General features: G+C 65.4%; 19 protein-coding genes and 1 pseudogene. 10 read left to right on the forward strand and 10 right to left on the reverse strand.

Annotated features, from left to right (window positions below; translation table 11 throughout):
* Window positions 1-11: 11 nt before the first annotated feature.
* Window positions 12-923, forward strand: a complete 912-nt coding sequence (locus ACTXG6_RS34880) for an aldo/keto reductase (protein WP_445190178.1) — start codon at window positions 12-14, stop codon at window positions 921-923.
* Here ACTXG6_RS34880 and ACTXG6_RS34885 read toward each other — a convergent pair.
* Both ACTXG6_RS34885 and ACTXG6_RS34890 read right to left on the reverse strand, forming a co-directional pair.
* Window positions 859-1,866, reverse strand: a complete 1,008-nt coding sequence (locus tag ACTXG6_RS34885; protein ID WP_445183597.1) for a LysR family transcriptional regulator — start codon at window positions 1,864-1,866, stop codon at window positions 859-861. The genes ACTXG6_RS34880 and ACTXG6_RS34885 overlap by 65 nt on opposite strands.
* A 96-nt stretch (window positions 1,867-1,962) precedes the next feature.
* Complete coding sequence (locus tag ACTXG6_RS34890; RefSeq protein WP_445183598.1) at window positions 1,963-2,622, reverse strand: TetR/AcrR family transcriptional regulator; 660 nt, start codon at window positions 2,620-2,622, stop codon at window positions 1,963-1,965.
* Between the two features lie 145 nt (window positions 2,623-2,767).
* Here ACTXG6_RS34890 and ACTXG6_RS34895 point away from each other — a divergent pair, with 145 nt between their 5' ends.
* The gene (locus ACTXG6_RS34895) at window positions 2,768-4,354 is read left to right on the forward strand and encodes an AMP-binding protein (protein WP_445183599.1); all 1,587 of its coding nucleotides are present in this window, start codon (window positions 2,768-2,770) and stop codon (window positions 4,352-4,354) included.
* 57 nt (window positions 4,355-4,411) lie between these two features.
* A complete protein-coding gene (locus ACTXG6_RS34900; RefSeq protein ID WP_445183600.1) occupies window positions 4,412-5,200 on the forward strand; it encodes a peroxiredoxin-like family protein in 789 nt (262 codons plus the stop codon).
* A 74-nt stretch (window positions 5,201-5,274) separates the two neighbouring features.
* Here ACTXG6_RS34900 and ACTXG6_RS34905 read toward each other — a convergent pair whose 3' ends face one another.
* Window positions 5,275-6,372, reverse strand: coding sequence for an alpha-hydroxy acid oxidase (locus ACTXG6_RS34905; protein ID WP_445183601.1), 1,098 nt, complete (start codon window positions 6,370-6,372; stop codon window positions 5,275-5,277).
* A gap of 294 nt (window positions 6,373-6,666) precedes the next feature.
* On the opposite strand from ACTXG6_RS34905, the gene ACTXG6_RS34910 reads away from it, so the two are divergent.
* The 3 genes from ACTXG6_RS34910 to ACTXG6_RS34920 all read left to right on the forward strand — a co-directional run bounded on the left by ACTXG6_RS34910 (window position 6,667) and on the right by ACTXG6_RS34920 (window position 10,311).
* On the forward strand, window positions 6,667-7,464 hold the full coding sequence (locus ACTXG6_RS34910) for an enoyl-CoA hydratase/isomerase family protein (protein WP_445183602.1): 798 nt from the start codon (window positions 6,667-6,669) through the stop codon (window positions 7,462-7,464).
* A 93-nt stretch (window positions 7,465-7,557) separates the two neighbouring features.
* The gene (locus tag ACTXG6_RS34915; RefSeq protein ID WP_445183603.1) at window positions 7,558-9,309 is read left to right on the forward strand and encodes a CocE/NonD family hydrolase; all 1,752 of its coding nucleotides are present in this window, start codon (window positions 7,558-7,560) and stop codon (window positions 9,307-9,309) included.
* Between the two features lie 459 nt (window positions 9,310-9,768).
* Window positions 9,769-10,311, forward strand: a complete 543-nt coding sequence (locus ACTXG6_RS34920; protein WP_445183604.1) for a TetR/AcrR family transcriptional regulator — start codon at window positions 9,769-9,771, stop codon at window positions 10,309-10,311.
* 19 nt (window positions 10,312-10,330) lie between these two features.
* On the opposite strand, the gene ACTXG6_RS34925 is transcribed toward ACTXG6_RS34920, so the two are convergent.
* The 5 genes and pseudogenes from ACTXG6_RS34925 to ACTXG6_RS34945 all read right to left on the reverse strand — a co-directional run bounded on the left by ACTXG6_RS34925 (window position 10,331) and on the right by ACTXG6_RS34945 (window position 12,909).
* A complete protein-coding gene (locus ACTXG6_RS34925) occupies window positions 10,331-10,954 on the reverse strand; it encodes an SDR family oxidoreductase (protein WP_445183605.1) in 624 nt (207 codons plus the stop codon).
* 88 nt (window positions 10,955-11,042) lie between these two features.
* The gene (locus ACTXG6_RS34930) at window positions 11,043-11,510 is read right to left on the reverse strand and encodes a hypothetical protein (RefSeq protein ID WP_445183606.1); all 468 of its coding nucleotides are present in this window, start codon (window positions 11,508-11,510) and stop codon (window positions 11,043-11,045) included.
* On the reverse strand, window positions 11,500-11,766 hold the full coding sequence (locus ACTXG6_RS34935; RefSeq protein WP_445183607.1) for an SDR family NAD(P)-dependent oxidoreductase: 267 nt from the start codon (window positions 11,764-11,766) through the stop codon (window positions 11,500-11,502). Before ACTXG6_RS34935 ends, ACTXG6_RS34930 begins: the two co-directional genes overlap by 11 nt.
* A gap of 91 nt (window positions 11,767-11,857) precedes the next feature.
* Window positions 11,858-12,067, reverse strand: a pseudogene (locus ACTXG6_RS34940) (hypothetical protein); the annotation flags it as partial.
* The gene (locus ACTXG6_RS34945) at window positions 12,064-12,909 is read right to left on the reverse strand and encodes an LLM class F420-dependent oxidoreductase (RefSeq protein WP_445183608.1); all 846 of its coding nucleotides are present in this window, start codon (window positions 12,907-12,909) and stop codon (window positions 12,064-12,066) included. The gene ACTXG6_RS34945 and the pseudogene ACTXG6_RS34940, both read right to left, overlap by 4 nt.
* A gap of 494 nt (window positions 12,910-13,403) precedes the next feature.
* Here ACTXG6_RS34945 and ACTXG6_RS34950 point away from each other — a divergent pair, with 494 nt between their 5' ends.
* From ACTXG6_RS34950 to ACTXG6_RS34965, 4 genes are all read left to right on the forward strand, one after another.
* Window positions 13,404-14,132, forward strand: coding sequence for an SDR family NAD(P)-dependent oxidoreductase (locus ACTXG6_RS34950; RefSeq protein WP_445183609.1), 729 nt, complete (start codon window positions 13,404-13,406; stop codon window positions 14,130-14,132).
* Between the two features lie 107 nt (window positions 14,133-14,239).
* Entirely contained in the window at window positions 14,240-14,689 is a 450-nt protein-coding gene (locus tag ACTXG6_RS34955; RefSeq protein ID WP_445183610.1) for a MaoC family dehydratase, read from the forward strand.
* A 76-nt stretch (window positions 14,690-14,765) separates the two neighbouring features.
* Window positions 14,766-15,119, forward strand: a complete 354-nt coding sequence (locus ACTXG6_RS34960; protein ID WP_445183611.1) for a VOC family protein — start codon at window positions 14,766-14,768, stop codon at window positions 15,117-15,119.
* A gap of 8 nt (window positions 15,120-15,127) precedes the next feature.
* Entirely contained in the window at window positions 15,128-16,678 is a 1,551-nt protein-coding gene (locus ACTXG6_RS34965; RefSeq protein ID WP_445183612.1) for a DHA2 family efflux MFS transporter permease subunit, read from the forward strand.
* A 40-nt stretch (window positions 16,679-16,718) separates the two neighbouring features.
* Here ACTXG6_RS34965 and ACTXG6_RS34970 read toward each other — a convergent pair whose 3' ends face one another.
* Together ACTXG6_RS34970 and ACTXG6_RS34975 are read right to left on the reverse strand one after the other, a co-directional pair.
* On the reverse strand, window positions 16,719-17,741 hold the full coding sequence (locus tag ACTXG6_RS34970) for an NADP-dependent oxidoreductase (RefSeq protein ID WP_445183613.1): 1,023 nt from the start codon (window positions 17,739-17,741) through the stop codon (window positions 16,719-16,721).
* Between the two features lie 121 nt (window positions 17,742-17,862).
* A complete protein-coding gene (locus ACTXG6_RS34975) occupies window positions 17,863-19,005 on the reverse strand; it encodes an acyl-CoA dehydrogenase family protein (protein ID WP_445190179.1) in 1,143 nt (380 codons plus the stop codon).
* Window positions 19,006-19,073: the final 68 nt, after the last annotated feature.

The raw sequence follows: 19,073 nt of genomic DNA on the forward strand, positions 1-19,073 counted from the left end.
AGGAGTTGCGCATGACGGCCAGCTCGACCAACCGCCCCGCCGAGGCATCAGGCACCTTCGCACTCGGCGGTGATCTGGCTGTCTATCGGCTCGGTTACGGCTCGATGCAGCTCACCGGGCCCGGCTACTGGGGTCAACCCTCGGATCGGGACGGGGCCGTAGCCGTGCTTCGCCGCGCCGTTGACCTAGGGGTGAACCTCATCGACACGGCCGACGCCTACGGCCCAGCCGTGGTGGAACAGCTCATTCACGACGCGCTTCACCCGTACTCGGAAGGACTGGTGATAGCGACCAAGTGCGGGCTGACCCGGTCCGGTCCGCGCGATTGGCGCCCGGTTGGCCGACCTGAGTACCTGCGCCAACAGGTTGAAATGAGCCTACGTAATCTCGGTGTCGAGCGGATCGGATTGCAGCAGCTGCACCGCGTCGACCCGCAGATACCGATCGAGGACCAGGTCGGCGAGCTTGCGCTGCTGCGCGATGAGGGCAAGATCCAGCACATCGGCCTCAGCGAGGTCAGCATCGAACAGCTGCTCGCTGCCCAGCGCGTCACCACGATCGCCTCGGTGCAGAACCTGTTCAACCTGGCCGATCGGGCCGCTGAACCGCTGCTCGACCAAACGACCGAGCAACACATCGCGTTCATCCCCTGGTGGCCGCTGGCCACCGGCAACCTCGTCTCCGAGGGAAGCGTGCTGGATCAACTCTCGCGCGACCGCCACGCGAGCCCCTCGCAGCTCGCGCTTGCCTGGCTCTTGCGGCGCTCGCCGGTGATACTGCCGATCCCGGGTACTACCTCGGTCGCGCACCTGGAAGACAACGTGCGAGCCGCGCAGGTGCAGCTCACCGACGAGGAGTTCAACCAGCTGACCGGCGCGGTCTACCCGGCCGTGGCCCGGCCGACGGGCCGTTCGACCAGCTGACCGGCGCGGCTGTGACTCGACCAGCGACAGATATCTGGCTTTGCCGATCTCTTGCCCGTTCGGCCACCACTCCCCGCGAACATTCCTCCAGGTCTAGAACAGTTTGTCGAGTATCAGATCTTCTTCTAACGAGGGCCGTCGGCACGGGAGGAAGGTCGATGTTCAAGTATTGGACTCCTGGGCTCGAATAGTAAGATTCGGCTCGAGCGCTCATAATTACCACGGCGCCCCCTGTTTCCACTGCCGCCAGGCACTCGCGGACCGTCCTGGCGACAGGACCCCTCCGAATAGAGCGACCACTTGGAGTAAATCGTGGGAAATGGAATATCGTCCACGGCATAAGTTGCGGATCTTCCGGAACGGAGGGCAGTACCTCGTGGGCAAGTTCCTCGGGATCGACCAGAACGCGATCCCGCAACCGGTGGCCAACGGGGACGATCAGCTTGCGCGTGTCTACCAGCAAGTTGGCGCCAGCGACTACGTCATCGTGCCCAACGGGAAGGCGACAGAAGGCGACATCGACCCGGCCGTCAACAACCGCTTTAAATTGATCTACAATGGTGAGTTCGACCCATTCAAGCGTCACGCCGGGTAACAGCTCTTTCACCTTCGCCATTAACGGCAGCGTTAACTCGTACAGGCCGCCTCCCACGAATCCTACCCGGAGAGCTGTAACCTCTCCTCGTGCCTGACGCCGGCATTCCTCAAGCGTCTTCCGCAAAGCGACGGCCGCGGGCTCGGCGCCGAGACGGAAGCTCGCTCCGAGCGGAGTCAACGAAACTAGGCGGCTGGTACGGTCGAAGAGTAGGCCACCTACCTCACGCTCCAACGACCTTATTGACTCTGAGACTGACGACTGCGCAAGGAACAACTTCCGGGCGGCTCGGCCAAAGTGGAGCTCACGCGCCACCTCGAGGAAGCAGTCGATCTGTCGTAGATCCACGAGCTCACTCTTCTCTGAGTGTCCATCGTTCTCTGGATATCGATCGAGCGGCGGCGCACGGTCCAACCGGAGTCGCGCAACCCGTCAGGATGCCTGTCACCGCGCGACCTTGATGCGGTCGCACAGGTCGGCGCGGGCACTTTCGAGGATTTCGTCGGAGAGGGCCGGGTCGGCGTCGGCGACGGCGCGGGCGAGCAGCAACGCGCCTGCCATCTCGCTGAACAGGGCGATCGCGCGCGCCCGCCGCTCGCCCTCGCTGAGCTCGGGGATGTTCACAACCTGGGCGAGGCGGTCAAGGTTCTCCGCCAACCCCTTGGCGTAGTGGGCGCTGGCGGCCGGGTCCAGTCGGCGGGCGGCCTCGGCGAAACTCGCGTACGGGCAGCCCCGGGCGATGTCGGCGCGGTGTCCGGGCGAGAGGTACCAGTCGATGCGTTCGGCGAGCGGGTCGCCGCCTCGGGCCCGGACCACTCCGATGGCGTGGTCGAGGTTGCCGACCCCCGTCGCCATCGCCCAGGCAAGCACGGTGTCGACGAGAGCGTCCTTCGAGGTGAAATGGTTGTAGAAGCCGCCACGGGTCAAGCCGGCCGCGCCCATCAACTCTTTGAGCCCGACCGCTTGGGCTCCACGCTCGCGGAACAGACCGTCCGCGGCGGCAACGATCGCTTCGCGGTTCGCCACGGCCTGCTGCTTCGTGATACCCACTATCGTCTCCCAACCCCTGCCTCGAAACGGACAGTAGCGGGCCAGGTCGACCATTTCAATGTCGCTCGACATTGACTTGGGAGGGCCATGCGAGTAGAACAATGTCGTACAACATCGTGATGAGCACTGCCGATGGCCGCGGTGGCGGTCGGGGCGTTGACACCCGCGACATGCCGTTCGACGAGCACAGGAGACAACGTTGTCCGATCACCTCGCCGGTCTCTCGTTCGAGCCGTTGACCCCGACCGCGTACTTGGATCGGGCCGCGGCGGCTCACGGTGAACGGGTCGCCGTTGTCGATGGAGACCGGCGGTGGACCTACGCCGAACTGCACGAACGATGCATGCGGCTGGCCGGGGCGCTGACACGGCTCGCGCGGGGCCGCCCGGTCGCGGTGCTCGCGCCGAACACCCACGTGCTGCTCGAAGCGCACTACGGGGTGCCGTGGGCAGGAGCCCCGCTGGTCGCGGTGAACACCCGGCTTTCGGCAGCTGAGGTGGCCTATATCTTGGAGCACTCCGAGGCCAGTGTGCTGGTGCACGATCCGGCGTTCGACGAGTTGGTGGGGACCGTCGAGGCGCGGATGGTGAACCCGCCACGGCGCATCCGGGCCGGCATCGGCGATGGCGGAGAGTACGAGTTGATCCTGGCGGCTGCCGAGCCGGCGCACTCGACGCCCTCGGACGAACGATCGCTGCTGTCGATCAACTACACGTCGGGCACCACAGGCCGCTCGAAAGGCGTGATGTACCACCACCGGGGTGCGTACCTGCAAGCCCTGGCGATGGTCGGACACACCGGGCTGACACCGAGCGCGGCGCACCTGTGGACGCTGCCGATGTTCCACTGCAACGGCTGGTGCTTTCCGTGGGCGGTCACGGCCGCGGCGGCCACGCACGTGTGCATGCCGAGGATGGATCCCGCACAGGTGTGGCGACTCATCCGCACGGAGGGCGTCACGCACCTCAACGGAGCTCCGACGGTACTGTCCATGATCGCGTACGCGACGGAGGCGGGCGTCGGGATACCCGGCGACCGGGTCGTGCGGATCGCGACGGGCGGGGCCCCGCCGTCGCCCGCGATCCTGCGCCGGATTAGCGAGCTGGGCTTCGAGGTCACACACCTCTATGGGCTCACCGAGACCTACGGGCCCGCCATGTTGTGCGACTGGCGCCCGGAGTGGGGCGGGCTCGATACCGACGCGCAGGCCCGGCTGAAAGCCCGCCAGGGCGTGGGGAACATGATCGCGTTCACGCCGCGGGTGATCGCCGACGACGGCTCCGACGTCCCCGCCGACGGCACCACGACGGGGCAGATCGCACTGCGCGGCAACAACGTCATGCTCGGCTACCTGAAGGACCCGGAGGCCACCGCGGCCGCCGCTCCCGACGGCTGGTTTCGGACCGGCGACATCGGCGTCGTGCACCCCGACGGCTACGTCGAGCTCCGCGACCGCGCCAAGGACGTGATCATCTCGGGCGGCGAGAACATCGCGTCGATCGAGGTCGAACAGGCGATCATGGACCACCCCGCGGTGCTGGAGGCGGCGGTGATCGCCGTGCCGGACGAGCGATGGGGTGAGGTCCCGGCCGCCTACGTGACCGCGCGGGACGGGGCGTCGGTGACCGAGGCCGAGATCATCGAGCACGTGAGGGGGCAGCTGGCCCGGTTTAAGGCGCCCAAGACCGTGACCTTCGGGGACCTGCCGAAAACGTCAACCGGCAAGATCCAGAAATTTGTGCTGCGCGACAAGGCATGGGCCGGCGCGGAACGACGGATCCAGTAACCAGCGCGTCGAGACACCACCAGAACAGCGAGTCCGAGCCAGGACCGGGAGATGGGTATGACCTCCACAAACAAGACGATTGCCGAGAAGGTCGCTGCTTTTCACGCCGCGCAGGTAGCCGCGATCGAGCGCGCTCCCCATGAGAGCGCCGACCGCGCCCGCCCGGTCGATCTCCCTCCCGAGGTCACGGCCACCCTCGGCCAACGGGGAGCCGATACAGCCGCCAAGATACGGAGCGCCGAGGATCCCGTGGGTCTGCGCTCCGTCTTCGGCGCCGAGCTGGCCGCGCTCAATGCCGCGGGTGTGCCGGCGGACGTGGCGACCGCTGGTTTGACCATGCCTGATGGCGATCTGTTGGATGTCGATGGCCGCCGCACAAGTGTGACCGAGGCACGGGACGGGCAGGCGGCCGTCCTCGTGTTCTACCGCGGCGCTTGGTGCCCCTATTGCAACATCACCTTGCGCACCTACCAGAGCGAACTGGTCCCGGCGCTCGCCGATCAGGACGTGCGGCTGATCGCAATCAGCCCCCAGGCGCCAGATGGCTCGCTGACCATGCAAGAGGTCAATGAGTTGACCTTCACGGTTCTTTCCGATCCAGGAAACCACATCGCGGGAAAGCTCGGCATCCTGACCAGACCAACCGATGACACGCGCGATGCCCAGGCAAACATGGGTATCGACATCGCGGCCGGGAACGCCGATGGAACCGACAGCCTGCCGATGCCGACCGTCGTCATCGTCGACGCTGCCGGAGACATCCGCTGGATCGACGTACACCCAAACTACGCAACTCGTACCGAGACCGCGCAGATTCTCGGCGCCCTGGCCGCCATAGCGGAGTGAGGCTTCCCACCTGGCGCCCCCACACCTGGGTGACCCGATGATTCCACCATCGTGGCGTGGGGTGTCGGCCGAGGCTATCGCGGGAGACGAACCAGGGTGCGGTCGACGGCGCGAATGTCGGTGACGCTGCAGAACAGGCAGGCGAGGTACAGCTCCTCTTGAAGGACGTCGAGGACCTCCTTTACTCCGCCCTCGCCGCCGACAGCAAGACCCCAGTACATTCCCCGCCCGATGGCGACCGCCCGAGCGCCCAATCCGAGTGCCTTGAGCACATCCGTACCACGACGGATGCCCCCGTCCAGGTGGACCTCGGCCTCGCCGGCTACAGCGTCGACAATTTCCGGCAACGACAGGATGGTCGGATACGCGCCATTCAGGCTGTGTCCGCCGTGGTTGGACACCACGACCGCCTGCGCTCCGTGATCAACGGCTAGCCGCGCGTCCTCGGGTACCTGGATTCCCTTGATGATCAGGGGCAGGTCCGTAATGCCACGAATCCAGTCGATGACGGCCCAGTTGAGTCGAGCCTCCATCGCATCCAGCATGTCCTCTTCGCTGTTGATTCCGGTTCCGCGCAGGTTCCCGAACGGCGTAGTCGGCGTGTGCGACTTCAGCCCCTTCGGCTGTCGGGACTCGCGAAGCGCGTTCGACGCGCCGTCACGCTCGCCGCTCCGCGTTGCCGGCTCGTCGACAGTCACAATGATCGCGGCGTATCCAGCGTTTTCGGCCCGCTTCACCAGTTCCGAGGTGAGACCGCGGTCCTTCAAGACGTAAAGCTGAAAGAAAAGTGGACCGTCGGAAACCTCGCGGACCTCCTCCATGCTGTAGGTCGATGCCGAGCTCAGGGCGAAGATTGTGCCAGCCGATCTGGCTGCTCGCGCGGAGGCAAGCTCAGCTTCGGGGTTAAACCGGCCCTGCGCGCCCGCGGGGGCAAGATAAACCGGAGAGTCGACGTCGATGCCCAGCACAGCCGTGGAAAGACCAACAGCGGGCTCGGCGGCCAGCACCCGAGGGCGGAGAAACACCCGGTCGTACCCATCGACGTTGTTGGTGTTCGTCAACCACAGCGGGTCGTCCCTGGAGCCGAACCAGCGGTCGAACAATTCGCTGGGCAACAGGCCACGCGCGCGACGCTCGTACTCCCCCAGGCTCGTCGTCAGCTTCTCAACCACAACTTTTCCCTTCCCATAGTGGCGACCTCTCCATCATCCATGCCGAGATCTCACATTTGGAGATCACCTTTCCTGGCGACGATCTGCGGCTTGGATCACTCATTATTAATATCGCCGAAGGATCCCGTGTCAAGGGCCGTCATCTAGAAGCTGCGAACAATCGGGAGCGGCGATGGACCGATCGCCAGTCGGTCATTGATGACACAGACACAGATCGTTACGCTCATTAGGACGGGCACCCCCGGGCGGAGTAAACAACAGAGGCTGGACTTAACGGGTCAGGAGGTGGCTGCTGTGGAGCAGTCGAAGGTGGAATTTGTTGACAACGTCGCTACGATCACGATGAACAAACCGCCGGACAATCGGTTTGGCTTGCAGATGATGGACGAGTTCGACGCCGCACTCGACGAAATTATCGCGGCGAAGGCACGGGCGATGATCCTTGCCGCCGAGGGGCCGGACTTCTGTCACGGTGGCGACATCCTAGGCTGGCCGGATATGCCGCGGCATGAAATACTTGCAATGCTCCGCCGGTACAACGAGGTCGCTTATCGGATCGAGCGGCTTCCGATCCCGGTAATCGCGGCTGTGCAGGGTCTCTGCAACGGAGGCGGGTATGAACTTGCTCTTCGTACAGACCTCATTTTCGCGACGAAGTCCGCGCGTTTCAGTAATACGGAGCAGCAGATTGGGTACATCACTGGCATCGGTGGCGCGTACCGTTCGGCTCAGCGGGCGGGCCGCCAGCTCGCCTACGAGTGGCTTCTGACCTCGGAAGAGGTGCCGGCCGAGGTGATGCTTCACCACGGGGTGGTGAACCGGGTTGTTGACGAGGCCGAATTGCTTACTGAGGTAACCGAGTTTGCCAGGAAGGTAGCGAAGGGACCCGCACTGGTGCACGCCGCGCACAAGCAGCTTCTCAGGTATGCGGCGACCAACGGAATTCAGGCGGCCGACGATGCGATGGTCGATCTCTTCGATCCCCTCATTGCTAGCTACGACCTCGAGATCGGAATGAAGTCGGCGGTCGACGTCTACCTTGCTGGTGGCTCGTTTGCCGACCGTCCGCAGGTGCCGTTCGAAGGTAGGTAGGGAGCCAGAGCGGCCCCGGGAGCCGTTCCTTGAGAGCTGCCCCGGGGCTGTTGCTCCAGTCATGACCATTTGATCCAGGGCATGGGGAATAGCATGAGCCTGATCGACCAGCGGGGTCCTTTCGCGGTATCGCACGACCGCGATGTGATCATGTCCACCAGGGATGGCAAAAGGCTCCGGACTGACATCTATCGGCCCGAGGGAGTCGAATCTCGTCCCGTGCTGTTGCGACGCACCCCTTATGGAAGTCGGAACAACGATCTCGCCGACACATTCAATGAAGCTGACCTCTACGCCTCGCATGGATATCTCACCGTTGTGCAGAATACCCGGGGTAGATTCGGCTCGGAGGGAGTCTGGTACCCATTCGTGTACGAGGCGAACGATGGGCATGACGCAATTGAATGGTCCGCGCATCTGCCTGGCTCGAACGGCCGAGTTGGCACATTTGGGCAATCCTACGGAGCGTTAGCGCAATACTTGGCAGCATCTCAGCGGCCAGCGCACCTCGTCACATGTATCCCTGTTTCGGCCCCTCTCGCCGCGTTCGAAAACTACTGGTACCAGCGTGGCGCCCTCGAATTGAACTGGACTCTGAGTTACTTCCTCAACATGACACTAGGAGCCTTGCAGGGAGGTGGCTACACCGACCAGTTGGCTCGACTCGAGGCGCTTAAAGCCGATCCATCGGTGCGGTTCTCGCCGCTGAAGGATGAGGCACTCCGCCACTTGCCGCTGACCGATTGGATCGATACTTTCGGGGACAGTGCACCGTTCCTTGCCGATGTGCTGCACCACTCCGCGGACGGGGCCTACTGGTGGGCAGTCGATTTGCGCCGCCAGCTTCACAATATCGACGTCCCCATGCTTCATGTCGGCTCGTGGTACGACATCGCGAACTGGGATACTCCGCAGTACTTCAACAGGCTGCGCAAGCAAGCAATGACCAGACGTGCACGCGAGAACCAAGCAATGATCATGGGTCCGTGGGCGCATCTGCTGCCGTACAGCCAACCAACCTCCAGGGGCACGGGCGACATCGACTTCGGGCCGGCGGCGGCGACATCCTTGGTAACCGTACAACTCGCATGGTTCGACCATTACCTCAAAGACAACGGACAGGAGCTTCCGCGGGCACCAGTCCGTATCTTCGTCATGGGCGAGAACCGTTGGCGCGACGAGATGCAATGGCCGCTAGAACGCACTAACTTCACCGACTTCTACCTGCACAGCGAAGGATCGGCCAACACCGCCGACGGAGATGGGACGCTGACCACTGAGACTCCCGGACCGGAAGATCCTGACCGCTACCGATACGACCCTGACAATCCTGTCCCGACCGCCGGTGGGCGGTACGTAGGCGGCGGGGTGAGCAACCAGGATAAGAACCAGGCCCGGCAGGATGTCTTGGTTTACACCGCTAACATACGGAATGCCCCGATCGAACTCACCGGCCCCGTCGATGCATACCTGCATGTCTCTACCGACGGACCGGACACGGACTTTATTGCCGTTCTGTGCGACGTACATCCAGATGATTTTGTGCAGAATCTGGCGGAGGGGATCGTGCGCGGACGGTTCCGTGACTCCTTCGATGACCCGCGGCCGATGCAGCCAAACACCGTATACGAGTTGCACATCCCGCTGGGCAACATCAGCCACGTTGTCGCCGCCGGGCACCGGATTCGGCTGCTCATCACCTCGAGCAACTTCCCTCGATGGGACCGCAACACAAATACCGGGGAGCCGATCGACACTGCGACACGCCTCAGAGTCGCGGAGCAGACGGTGTTTCACGACGCGTCACTGCCCTCTCGGGTCGTTCTGCCCACGGTTCCGGCGTGATGCCGCCGACTGTCAGGGCGTGGTATTCACCGGTTCTAGGAGCAGGATCGGGATTTCCCGTCCTGCTTTAGCGCGGTACTCGTAGAGCGCGACCTGGTCTCGGGCGAGCTCGCTGGAGCTGGGGATGTAGTCCTCAGCGACTAGGTCATGGTCGGGCCGTGTCATCTTGCTGGCGCTCCTAGGTGATGGTTGATAGACGTACGCGACCATCTGGAATCTCTTCCTGAAATTGCAAAGCGCTCGCTCAAAAGAGGACGCCCCAGGAGGCGGGTTGGTTGCAAGGAAGGGCGGCGTCCTGGGTGGTCAACGGTCAACCGGCCGACGCTGGTGCGCCACCCCGCCAGAGTGGGGTCATGCGGCGCCAGTGGGGAAGCCCGGCAGTTAGACAGATCTGTCTGGTAGACTGCGGCGGTGTCTGTTGCGAAATCGACTGCTCGGCGGCCGGCGCGGGAGAGGCTGTTGGCCGCGGCGGAAAAGTTGTTCTACGAAGAGGGTGTGCACACCGTCGGCATTGATCGTGTCATCGAACGTGCGGGGGTGGCTAAGGGCTCGCTCTACTACACCTTTGGCAGCAAGGATGAACTCGTCCGCGCGTATCTGACTCGCCGCCACGAGACGCTGCGTGATCGGATTGAGGCGCGTGTAGCGGGCCGTGAAAGTCCGAGGGACCAGATTCTCGCGGTATTCGAGCTGCTGGACGAGTTGTTCGCCGAGCCGGGTTTCCGCGGCTGCGCCTTTGTCAATGCCAATGCTGAATCTCAAGCGGGTAGCGCGGCCGAGCAGGTGTGCGAGACATACCGGGCCTGGGTACAGGCGCTGTTCGTAGAGCTGGCGCAGCAGCTCAACGTGTCTGACGCCCGCGCGCTGGGCCGGCAGATGGTGATGCTGTATGACGGTGCAACCGTTGCCGCACAGCTGGATAAGGATCCGAGCGTGGCCGCCGACGCGCGCGCCGCGGCCGCCGCCCTGATCGAGATAATGACCGCGGCCGACAAGTCGTGAACCACAGCGGCCGGGTAGCTCAGGCCGCGCCGATGCTGCCGCCGCCGTCCACCCGCAGGGTCTGCCCGGTGATGAACCCGGCGTCTTCCGAGAGTAGGAAGCAGATGGCCGCGGCGAGCTCGTGCGGTTGGCCGAACCTGCCGACCGGGATGCCGGCGAGGTGGCGCGCCGCGCTGGCCGAGCCCTCCGGGTTGGTGTCCCGGAAGAGCTTGGTCTCGGTCGGGCCGGGGGCGACGGAGTTGACGGTGATCCCGGTGCTGGCCAGCTCGCCAGCCCAGGCCCGGGAGCAGAACTCCAGTGCCGCCTTCGCCGCACCGTCGGCAGTCCGGTCCGGCCTGCCGACGGTGACCATGCTGGTCACGTTGACGATCCGCCCCCAGCTCCGCTCGATCATGGCGGGCAGCACGGCCTGGGTGACCTGCACGGCGACCCGGACGTTGAGCCCGTAGACGTCAGCCAGGTCGTCCAGGTCGGCCGATCCGATCATCGCCGGCCGGACCAGCCCGACGTTGTTTACCACCGCGTCGACCGGGCCGCCGCGCAACACCTCCCGCGCGGCGGATCCGGTGGCCGTACGGTCACCGAGATCGACAGCGTGGAACTCTCCGGGAAACGTCGCGGGCGCGGCCCGGGCTAACCCCACGGCCGGTGGCCGGCCGCTGCGAGCCGCTCGGCGACGGAGTGCCCGATGCCCTTCGAGGCTCCGGTGATCAGCACCCTGCGGGAGTTCATCACTTGCGCCCAGTCTCTGGCGCGCTGAGGGTGTCAGTCAGCAGATCCCGGGACAGCCGCCATAGTCGGGCCGCGCGCTCAGGGTCGAGGGCGTAGGAGGCGACGCCCCGGCGCACGCCGGGTGTGTACGCCGCGGCCTCTTGGCAATCCTCGAAGTAGCGGCCGGTGACGCCATCGACCAGAGGTGATGCTGCGAGCAAAGTGGACGTGGCCGCCCCCTGCTCGATGTTCTTGATCGACACGCCGGTAGTTCCGCTGGGGTCGAACGAGCCGGGAGGGGTGGTCTGGAAGCACCCCAGTCGGGTGCTGGCGATCCGTCCGGGGTTGAGCGCGTTGACCGTGATTCGTTCTGCGGCCCAGCGGCGCGCGGCCTCGACAGCGAAGAGGATGTTGGCTGTCTTGGACTGGCTGTAGCCCTGCCATGGATCGTACGGGCGGCGTTCGAAGTTCACGTCGTCAAAGCACATCGCCGTTGACGTGACCGACCGAGCTGAGGACCACGATGCGCGCCCCGTCAGCCTCACGCAGCGCGTCGTACAGGCCGGCGGTGAGAGCGAAGTGGCCCAGGTGGTTGGTGGCGAACTGCATTTCCCAGCCCTCGGCCGTGCGGGTGAGCGGGCTGGCCATGATCCCCGCGTTGTTCACCAAGACATGCAGCGGGTCTCGCCATGCCTGGACGAATGTCCGCACCGAAGCCTGGTCGGACAAGTCCAGCGATGCCACGCTGACACGGTCGTTTCCGGTCGTTTCCGGTCGTTGCGGTAATTTCGGTCGCTACACGGTGACCGGCGTCGATGCTGCGCACGGCCAGGACGACATCGGCGCCGGCGTGTGCCAGAGCGGTCGCGGTTTCGACGCCTATGCCGGCCGACGCACCGGTCACGATCGCCCGCCGCCCCGAGAGGTCGACACCGTCGACGACCTCCATCGCGGTCGATGTGGCCCCGAACGGTGTGGATATGCGATGTGAATCCATGGTCTGTTCCTCCGCGCCGGTCCCACACGGCGGTTGTGCCCTGTTCATTCCCGACGGGTGAGCCCCAGTGAGCTCGCCAACGCCGCGAGCGGCGGGAGCGGGTCGTCGGAGAGGACGTGCGCCGCAACATGGTCCGCGCCGGCGGCCAGATGCTCGGTCAGCTGGTCCGCGACGCTCCGCGGGTCGCCCTGCGCGACGAGAGCATCGATCAACCTATCGCTTCCCCCGTTGCTGAGGTCGGCATCGGAGAAGCCGAGCCGGCGAAGGTTTGCCAGGTAGTTTCCCAGTCGTAGGTACGGGTTTTCCACCGAGGGCCGCGCGGACTCCCTGGTCTGTGCGCGGTCGCTACCCAGGGCCACCTTGTGCTCGGTGGCCAGCAGCGGCTCACTACCCAGCGTGTCGCGGGCGGCCTTGGTGAACTCGGGAGTCACCAGGTATGGATGGGCGCCGGCCGAGCGTTGGGCGGCCAGTCGTAGCATCCGGGGCCCGAGCGCGGCGACCACTCTGCGGTCGCGGGGCACTCCGCGCTCGTCCAGCACATCCAGGTAGTTCACCAGCGCTTGGTAGGGCTTGGTGTACTCCCGCGTCGCTTCCCGGTGGCCGGCGCCGATGCCCAGCAGGAATCGGCCGGGGTGGGCGGCCTCGATGCGACGGTAAGAGTCGGCCACAGTTCCGGCGTCCGCGCTCCAGATGTTCACGATCCCGGTCGCCACCGAGATCGAGGACGTTGCCCCGAGCACCGTGTCCACAATGGCCAGGTCGGCCGCCGGTGAGCCACCGATCCAGATGGCGCCGTAGCCGAGGCGCTCGATCTCGGCGGCACGCTCGGCGGTCAGCGCCTGGGTTATGCCAAACACTCCGAAGGTTCCCAGCGGTACTGGCGTTGCCATAGTTCCCATCCGTGCTCCTGTTCCCTCGCCTGCGCGGTCGGGTCGACGCCCCGGTCAACACGTCAACCGGATGATCAGGACCACGACCGGGCCTGCCCGTACCGCGCGATGAACTTGGTAGTGGCGGGTGCTCGCAACACGTCGGCGAAGACGTCGACACTGGTGTCGATGCTGTGCTGGAGATCGTGGCTGAGTCAGGTCTCGAACAGGCCCACTACCCGTCGGGCCCAGCTACCCCGACGCCGCACTCGCGGGAACGGGTCGCCCGCACCGGCCCCGCTCGCTTCGCGGCTCTGCGACTCCCCCGCCTCCTGACACCCGCTGTCACCTGCCCAGCCCCGGCCATGAACGGGACCGTAGTGGGCACGGTCGAGGCTGTCAATGTCGATCAACATTGACATGCGGGACCGAGAAGCGTAAAAACGATGACGAGCGACATTGTGGTGAGCTCAAGGTAGGCGCGACCGCAATCCACCGCAATCGGGAGTAAGAGCATGGGAAAATTGCTGGGGAAAGTAGCGGTCATCACTGGCGGCACCGCGGGCATTGGGCTCGCCGTGGCAAAGCTCTTCGTGGCCGAAGGTGCCTATGTCTTCATCACGGGCCGCCGACAGAGGGAGCTCGATGATGCCGTACGGGAGATCGGCGACAACGTCTGCGGTATTCAGGGAGACGTCGCCAACTTGGTCGACCTTGACCGCCTCTACAAGACGGTCGAGGCGCGGGGGCGGGTAGATATCATCGTCGCCAACGCGGGCTTGGGGGAATTCGTTCCGCTCGAAGCAGTCACCGAGGAGCATTTCGATAAAATATTCAACATCAACGTGAAGGGGGCGCTCTTCACGGTACAGAAGGCGCTTCCGCTGCTGAACGACGGCGGCTCCATCATCCTCATCGGGTCCGTGGCGAGCGCCAAGGGAACCCCGGCGTTCGCGGTCTACGGCGCGAGCAAGGCCGCCGTCCGGAATTTCGTGCGCGGATGGACGGTCGAACTGCAGGACCGCCATATCCGCTCCAACGTCCTGAGCCCCGGACCGATCGCAACACCACTATCGGCGGCGGCACCGCAGGACAAGATCGCGGAGATGACGTCCACCATTCCGATGGGCCGCTTGGGTGAGCCCGAGGAAGTGGCCAAGGCCGCACTGTTTCTGGCCTCGGACGACTCAAGTTTCATCACGGGTATCGAGCTGTTCGTCGACGGCGGCAGAGCACAGATCTGATACCGGCGGCCGCGGCAGGTGCCGAGGGCCCACTGCCCAGCCGCTCGTACCGGCGCCACGCCATTGGCCGTTGACCGTCGGCCAGACCGGAAGGACCAGATCCGATCATGTACTTCGACGACTACGTCCCCGGCACGGTGTCGACCCTGCGGTCGGACACGGTCTCCGAGGGATCGATTATCGAGTTCGCGCGGCAGTTCGATCCGCAGGAGTTCCACGTCAATGCGGCCGCCGCGGCGCGCGGTCCCTACGGAGCGGTGATCGCCAGCGGCTGGCACACCTGCGCGATGGCAGGCCACGCCATGGTCACGGGCTACCTCGCCGCGGAGTCCAGCCTGCCGGCCCCGGGCGTCGACGAGGTGCGCTTTCACGCGCCCGTGCGCGCCGGCGACACCCTCACCTGGCGCGCCACCGTGCTGGACGCGCGACCCTCCCGCTCGAACCCCACCCGGGGGATCGTCCGGACGCTCGTCGAAGCGGTCAACCAGAACGGGTCCTTGGCTCTGAGCTTGACCGCCGTCAACCTGATCCGCCGCGGACTGACCGCCAGCCCCTGACCGGACGCACCGCGCCGCGCCGCGCCGCCAGGAGAGATCGCCCGACACCTCCAATACCAGCAAGGGAATCCGAGTCATGAGTCTTTCCGTGATCGGCGTAAGCATCGACTGCCGAGACGCCGCCGTGCTCGCCCAGTTCTGGGCTCAGGCACTGAACCGCCCGGTCGCCGCCGACCCCACACCCGAGAGCGCCGTAGTCGAAGCAGGTGACCCGACAGCGGGCCCGAGGCTCGGATTCCGCCAAGTGCCCGAGCCGAAATCGATCAAGAACCGGCTGCATCTCGACTTGATCACCTCGGACTTCGAGGCCGAGACCGCGCGCCTGCTCGCGCTGGGCGCGACCACCGCTCGCCGGGTCGAGAAGAACGGCGCGCGGTGGACCACGTTGCTCGACCCCGAGGGCAACGAGTTCGACCTCGTCGCCGGCTGAGCCCGGTCGTGACAACGTCGGCGAAGTGGCTTGCCCCACTGCTGGTGCTGATGCTCGGCAGCTTCCTGCCGCCGATGGACAGCGCCATCGTCAACGTGCCCATCCCGCACATCCAAAAAGACCTCGGCGGCGGCACCGACGACATCGCCTGGATCAGCACCGCCTACTCGCTGGGGATGGCCGTCTTCGTACCGCTGACCAACTGGCTCAGCGACCGCTTCGGGCTGACCCGCGTCCACCGCGCCGCCCTGATCGGTTTCCTGGTGGGCTCCGGGCTGTGCGGGCTGGCGTGGGACCTGAACAGCCTGATCGCGTTCCGGGTGCTGACCGCCATCCCCGGCAGCCTGGTGCCGGTGGTCACCATCTCGATCATCTACCGGATCGTCCCGAGGGAGAGCATCGGCACCGCCATGGGCCTCTACGGGCTCGGCGTCATCGTCGCCCCGAGCCTGGCACCGACCATCGGCGGACTGATCGTGCAGGACCTGAGCTGGCGGTGGATCTTCCTGTTCAAGGAACCGATCGGCGTCATCGCGGTCATCGCGGGTCTGTTCCTGATCCCCAAGATGGAACCCAACTCGACGGTCCACAAGTTCGACTGGTGGGGCTACCTGACCTTCGCCTACGGCCTGTCCGCGATCATCGTGGTCTCGGCCAAGGGCCAGAAATGGCACTGGGACTCCTACCCCGTCCTGATCCTCATCGTCAGCGCCCTACTGTCGCTGGCACTGTTCGCCACCATCGAGAACGAGGTCGAGCACCCCCTGATCGACCTGCGCATCTTCCGGTACTGGCCGTTCGTCAACTCCCTGCTGCTGATCGGCGTCCTGCTGATCATGGTGTTCGGCGTGGCCTACTACATCCCCCAGTTCCTGCAGAACGTGCAGGGGCTCGACGCGCGCAACACCGGCCTGGTGCTGCTGCCGATGGGGCTGATGATGGTGGTGGTCGTGCCACTCGCGGGCAAGCTCTACGACTGGATCGGACCCCGTTGGCTCGCGCTGGTCGGCATGCTCGGCTCAATCGTCGGCCTCACCCTGATCTCCGGCGGCATCAGCGTGGACATGGGCCGGACCGAAGCATCGATCTGGATCATGATCGCGATGCTGGGCGCCGCCCTCGGCATGATGCCGATCATGACCAACGGGCTCAGCTGGCTGCCACCGCACCTGGTCGGCTACGGCGGCGCCATGAACAACGTCATGCAACGCGCCGCCTCCGCGCTCGGCGTCGCCATCATCGGAGTGATCGTCAAACGATCCAGCGCACAGCTCACCGCCGATACCGACGCACTGCAGACACCCACCACACTGCCCCAGTACCGCGACGCCGACCCACAGGCACTGACCGGCCTCTACCTACAAACCCAGGACCACATCCAGGCCACCGCCGACGCCAACGCCTTCCTCATGACCACCGGACTCGCCGTCCTCGGCACCCTGCTCGTGCTGATGCTCAAAAAACCGCCCCGATCGCCGGCCCCGCCAACCACCAGTCCCGGCAGACAGCGCACAGCTGCCAAAACCGTCCCGCGAACCACCGCGGCAGAACCCCGATAGGCCACGGTCGCCGCATCCCTCACCGTCCGAGGTCCGCCGCTCACTCCGCGACTTTGACCAAGGCCTTGCCGAGGTTCCGCCCGCTCAGCATGTGCAGAAATGCCTCGGGGGCTTGCTCCAGGCCCTCGGTGACATCCTCCCGGTACTTGATCCGCCCGCCGGAGATGCCATCGGACACGACGCGCAGAAACTCCGCGTAGTGCTCCGCCACGAACTCGGTGTTGAAGAACCCACGCACCGTCATGTTCTTGGTCAACATCACCCGCAGGGTGTCCGCCAGCCGATCACCCTCTGTCTGGCTGACCCCGTTGTACTGCGCGATCAACCCGCACAACGCCACCCTGGCGAACCTGTTGAACAACGGCAGCACCGTCTCCCACACGGCACCACCGACGTTCTCGAAGTACACGTCCACCCCGTCCGGGCAGGCGGCGGCCAGCTGCTTGGCGAAGTCCGGCGCACGGTGGTCCACCGCGGCGTCGAAGCCGAGCTCCTCCACCAGGTACCGGCACTTGTCCGGCCCACCGGCGATGCCCACCGCGCGACACCCGGCGATATTGGCCAACTGGCCGACCACCGAACCCACCGGTCCGCTCGCCGACGACACGACCACGGTCTCCCCCGGCTTCGGCCTACCGATCACCATCAGCCCGGCGTACGCGGTGAACCCGGGCATGCCGAGCACACCCAACCCGGTGGTCACCGGGGCCAGCGCCGGGTCCAGCTTGCGCAGGCCGGTGCCGTCGGACACCGCGTGGCTGACCCAGCCGGCCGGAGCCAGCACCGTGTCCCCCTCGGCGTAGTCCGGGTGCTCGGAGCGCAGCACCTCGGCGACCGCCTGACCATGCATCGTCTCCCCGACACCCACCGAGCCGGCATAAGCGCTGTGCTCGTCCATCCGCATGCGCATGTAGGGGTCCAGCGACAAGTAGCGCACCCGCAACAGCAGACCACCCGACAGGACCGGCGACGGGGTGAACTCCTCCAGCCGGAAGTCCTCCAGCGTCGGCCAGCCGGACGGCCGCCCAGCCAGCACCACCCGACGCGCGGTGATCCCGCCCATATGCGCACTCCTCGCATCTCGAGTCCGTCGTGTCGAACTCTTCACAATGTCGTTTGACATTGTTCTTACTCGCACGATACGACCATGTCAATGTCGAACGCCATTGAGATGGTCGCCCTGGTCAGAGCTGCATCTGGCGTGCGGCGAGATCGGTCATGATCTCTTCGGAGCCACCTCCGATGGCCTGCACCCGGACCTCGCGGTAGAGCCGCTCAATCAGTTCTCCGGTGACATAGCTCGCGCCGCCAAGGATCTGGGCGGCTTCCCGGGCACAGAACTCGAACGTCCGGCTGGCGAGCACCTTGGCCTGACAGATCTCCGCGACCGGGCTTTCCCCCTGACCCAGACGCCACGCCAGCGTTTCGGCCCAGGCCTGGCAGGCGTTGATCCGCCCGGCCATATCGACGATCTTGTGCCGCAGAACCTGGTGATCGGCGAGCCGACGACCGAAGGTGTGACGTTCACGGGCATAGGCGATCGCCCGGTCGAGACACAGCCGGGAGAACGCCACCGCCTGTGCGATGAGATCCATCCGCTCGTCGTTGAAGTTCGTTGCGATCGCAAGGAACCCCTGGTTCTCCTCACCCAGCAGGTTGCCCACGGGGACTCGGCAGTCGTCGAAGTACAAGGTCGCGGTGTCCGAGCAGTGCCATCCCATCTTGCTGATCGAGGTGCGGGTCAGCCCTGGCGTGTCGCCGTCCACGACCAGCATCGACAGCCCGCCCGCACCGGGGCCCCCGGTGCGGACGCCCACGGTGATGACATCGGCGCGCATTCCAGAGGTGATGAGCGTCTTCGATCCGTTGACTACGTAGTGGTCGCCGTCGCGGACCGCGGTGGTCGACAGCGCGGCCACGTCGGAGCCGCCACCGGGTTCGGTCACAGCCAGGGCCCCGATGAGCCGACCGGAGATGGTCTCCGGCAGGATCCGCGCCCGCAGCGCCACACTGCCGAGCCGGGCGATCGGCGGCTGGGAGATGTAGAAGCTGCCGACAAGCGCATTGACCAGTCCGCCGGATCCGGCGCGGGCAAGTTCCTGGCCGAGGGTGAAGCGGAGCATGGCGGTGTCCGGGCCCAAGCCGCCGTACTGCTCGGCCAACCCGATTCCGAGTAGGCCGATATCTCCGGCCTTGAGGTAAAGCTCGCGCGGGATTTCGCCCTCGGCCTCCCACACGTCGATGTTGGGGCTGATCTCCTTGGCGGTGAACTCGCGCACGAGTGCCCGGAAGTCCTCCCGATCCTCTTGGGTGAGGGGGCTACTCAGGAGGCCACCAGCGGACCGAGGGGTCGACTCGACAGCGCTCGGGTGATCAGTGCTGGGAATGTTCTCGA

The sequence above is a fragment of the Pseudonocardia sp. Cha107L01 genome, from assembly GCF_052566575.1.

Excerpts from the sequence above, each read along its gene's own strand:
- ACTXG6_RS34880 (WP_445190178.1), top strand. The coding sequence starts at position 12 with ATGACGGCCAGCTCGACCAACCGCCCCGCCGAGGCATCAGGCACCTTC.
- ACTXG6_RS34915 (WP_445183603.1), top strand. The coding sequence starts at position 7,558 with ATGAGCCTGATCGACCAGCGGGGTCCTTTCGCGGTATCGCACGACCGC.
- ACTXG6_RS34890 (WP_445183598.1), bottom strand. The coding sequence starts at position 2,622 with ATGGTCGACCTGGCCCGCTACTGTCCGTTTCGAGGCAGGGGTTGGGAG.
- ACTXG6_RS34970 (WP_445183613.1), bottom strand. The coding sequence starts at position 17,741 with ATGGGCGGGATCACCGCGCGTCGGGTGGTGCTGGCTGGGCGGCCGTCC.
- ACTXG6_RS34950 (WP_445183609.1), top strand. The coding sequence starts at position 13,404 with ATGGGAAAATTGCTGGGGAAAGTAGCGGTCATCACTGGCGGCACCGCG.
- ACTXG6_RS34930 (WP_445183606.1), bottom strand. The coding sequence starts at position 11,510 with ATGTGCTTTGACGACGTGAACTTCGAACGCCGCCCGTACGATCCATGG.
- ACTXG6_RS34945 (WP_445183608.1), bottom strand. The coding sequence starts at position 12,909 with ATGGCAACGCCAGTACCGCTGGGAACCTTCGGAGTGTTTGGCATAACC.
- ACTXG6_RS34955 (WP_445183610.1), top strand. The coding sequence starts at position 14,240 with ATGTACTTCGACGACTACGTCCCCGGCACGGTGTCGACCCTGCGGTCG.
- ACTXG6_RS34900 (WP_445183600.1), top strand. The coding sequence starts at position 4,412 with ATGACCTCCACAAACAAGACGATTGCCGAGAAGGTCGCTGCTTTTCAC.
- ACTXG6_RS34960 (WP_445183611.1), top strand. The coding sequence starts at position 14,766 with ATGAGTCTTTCCGTGATCGGCGTAAGCATCGACTGCCGAGACGCCGCC.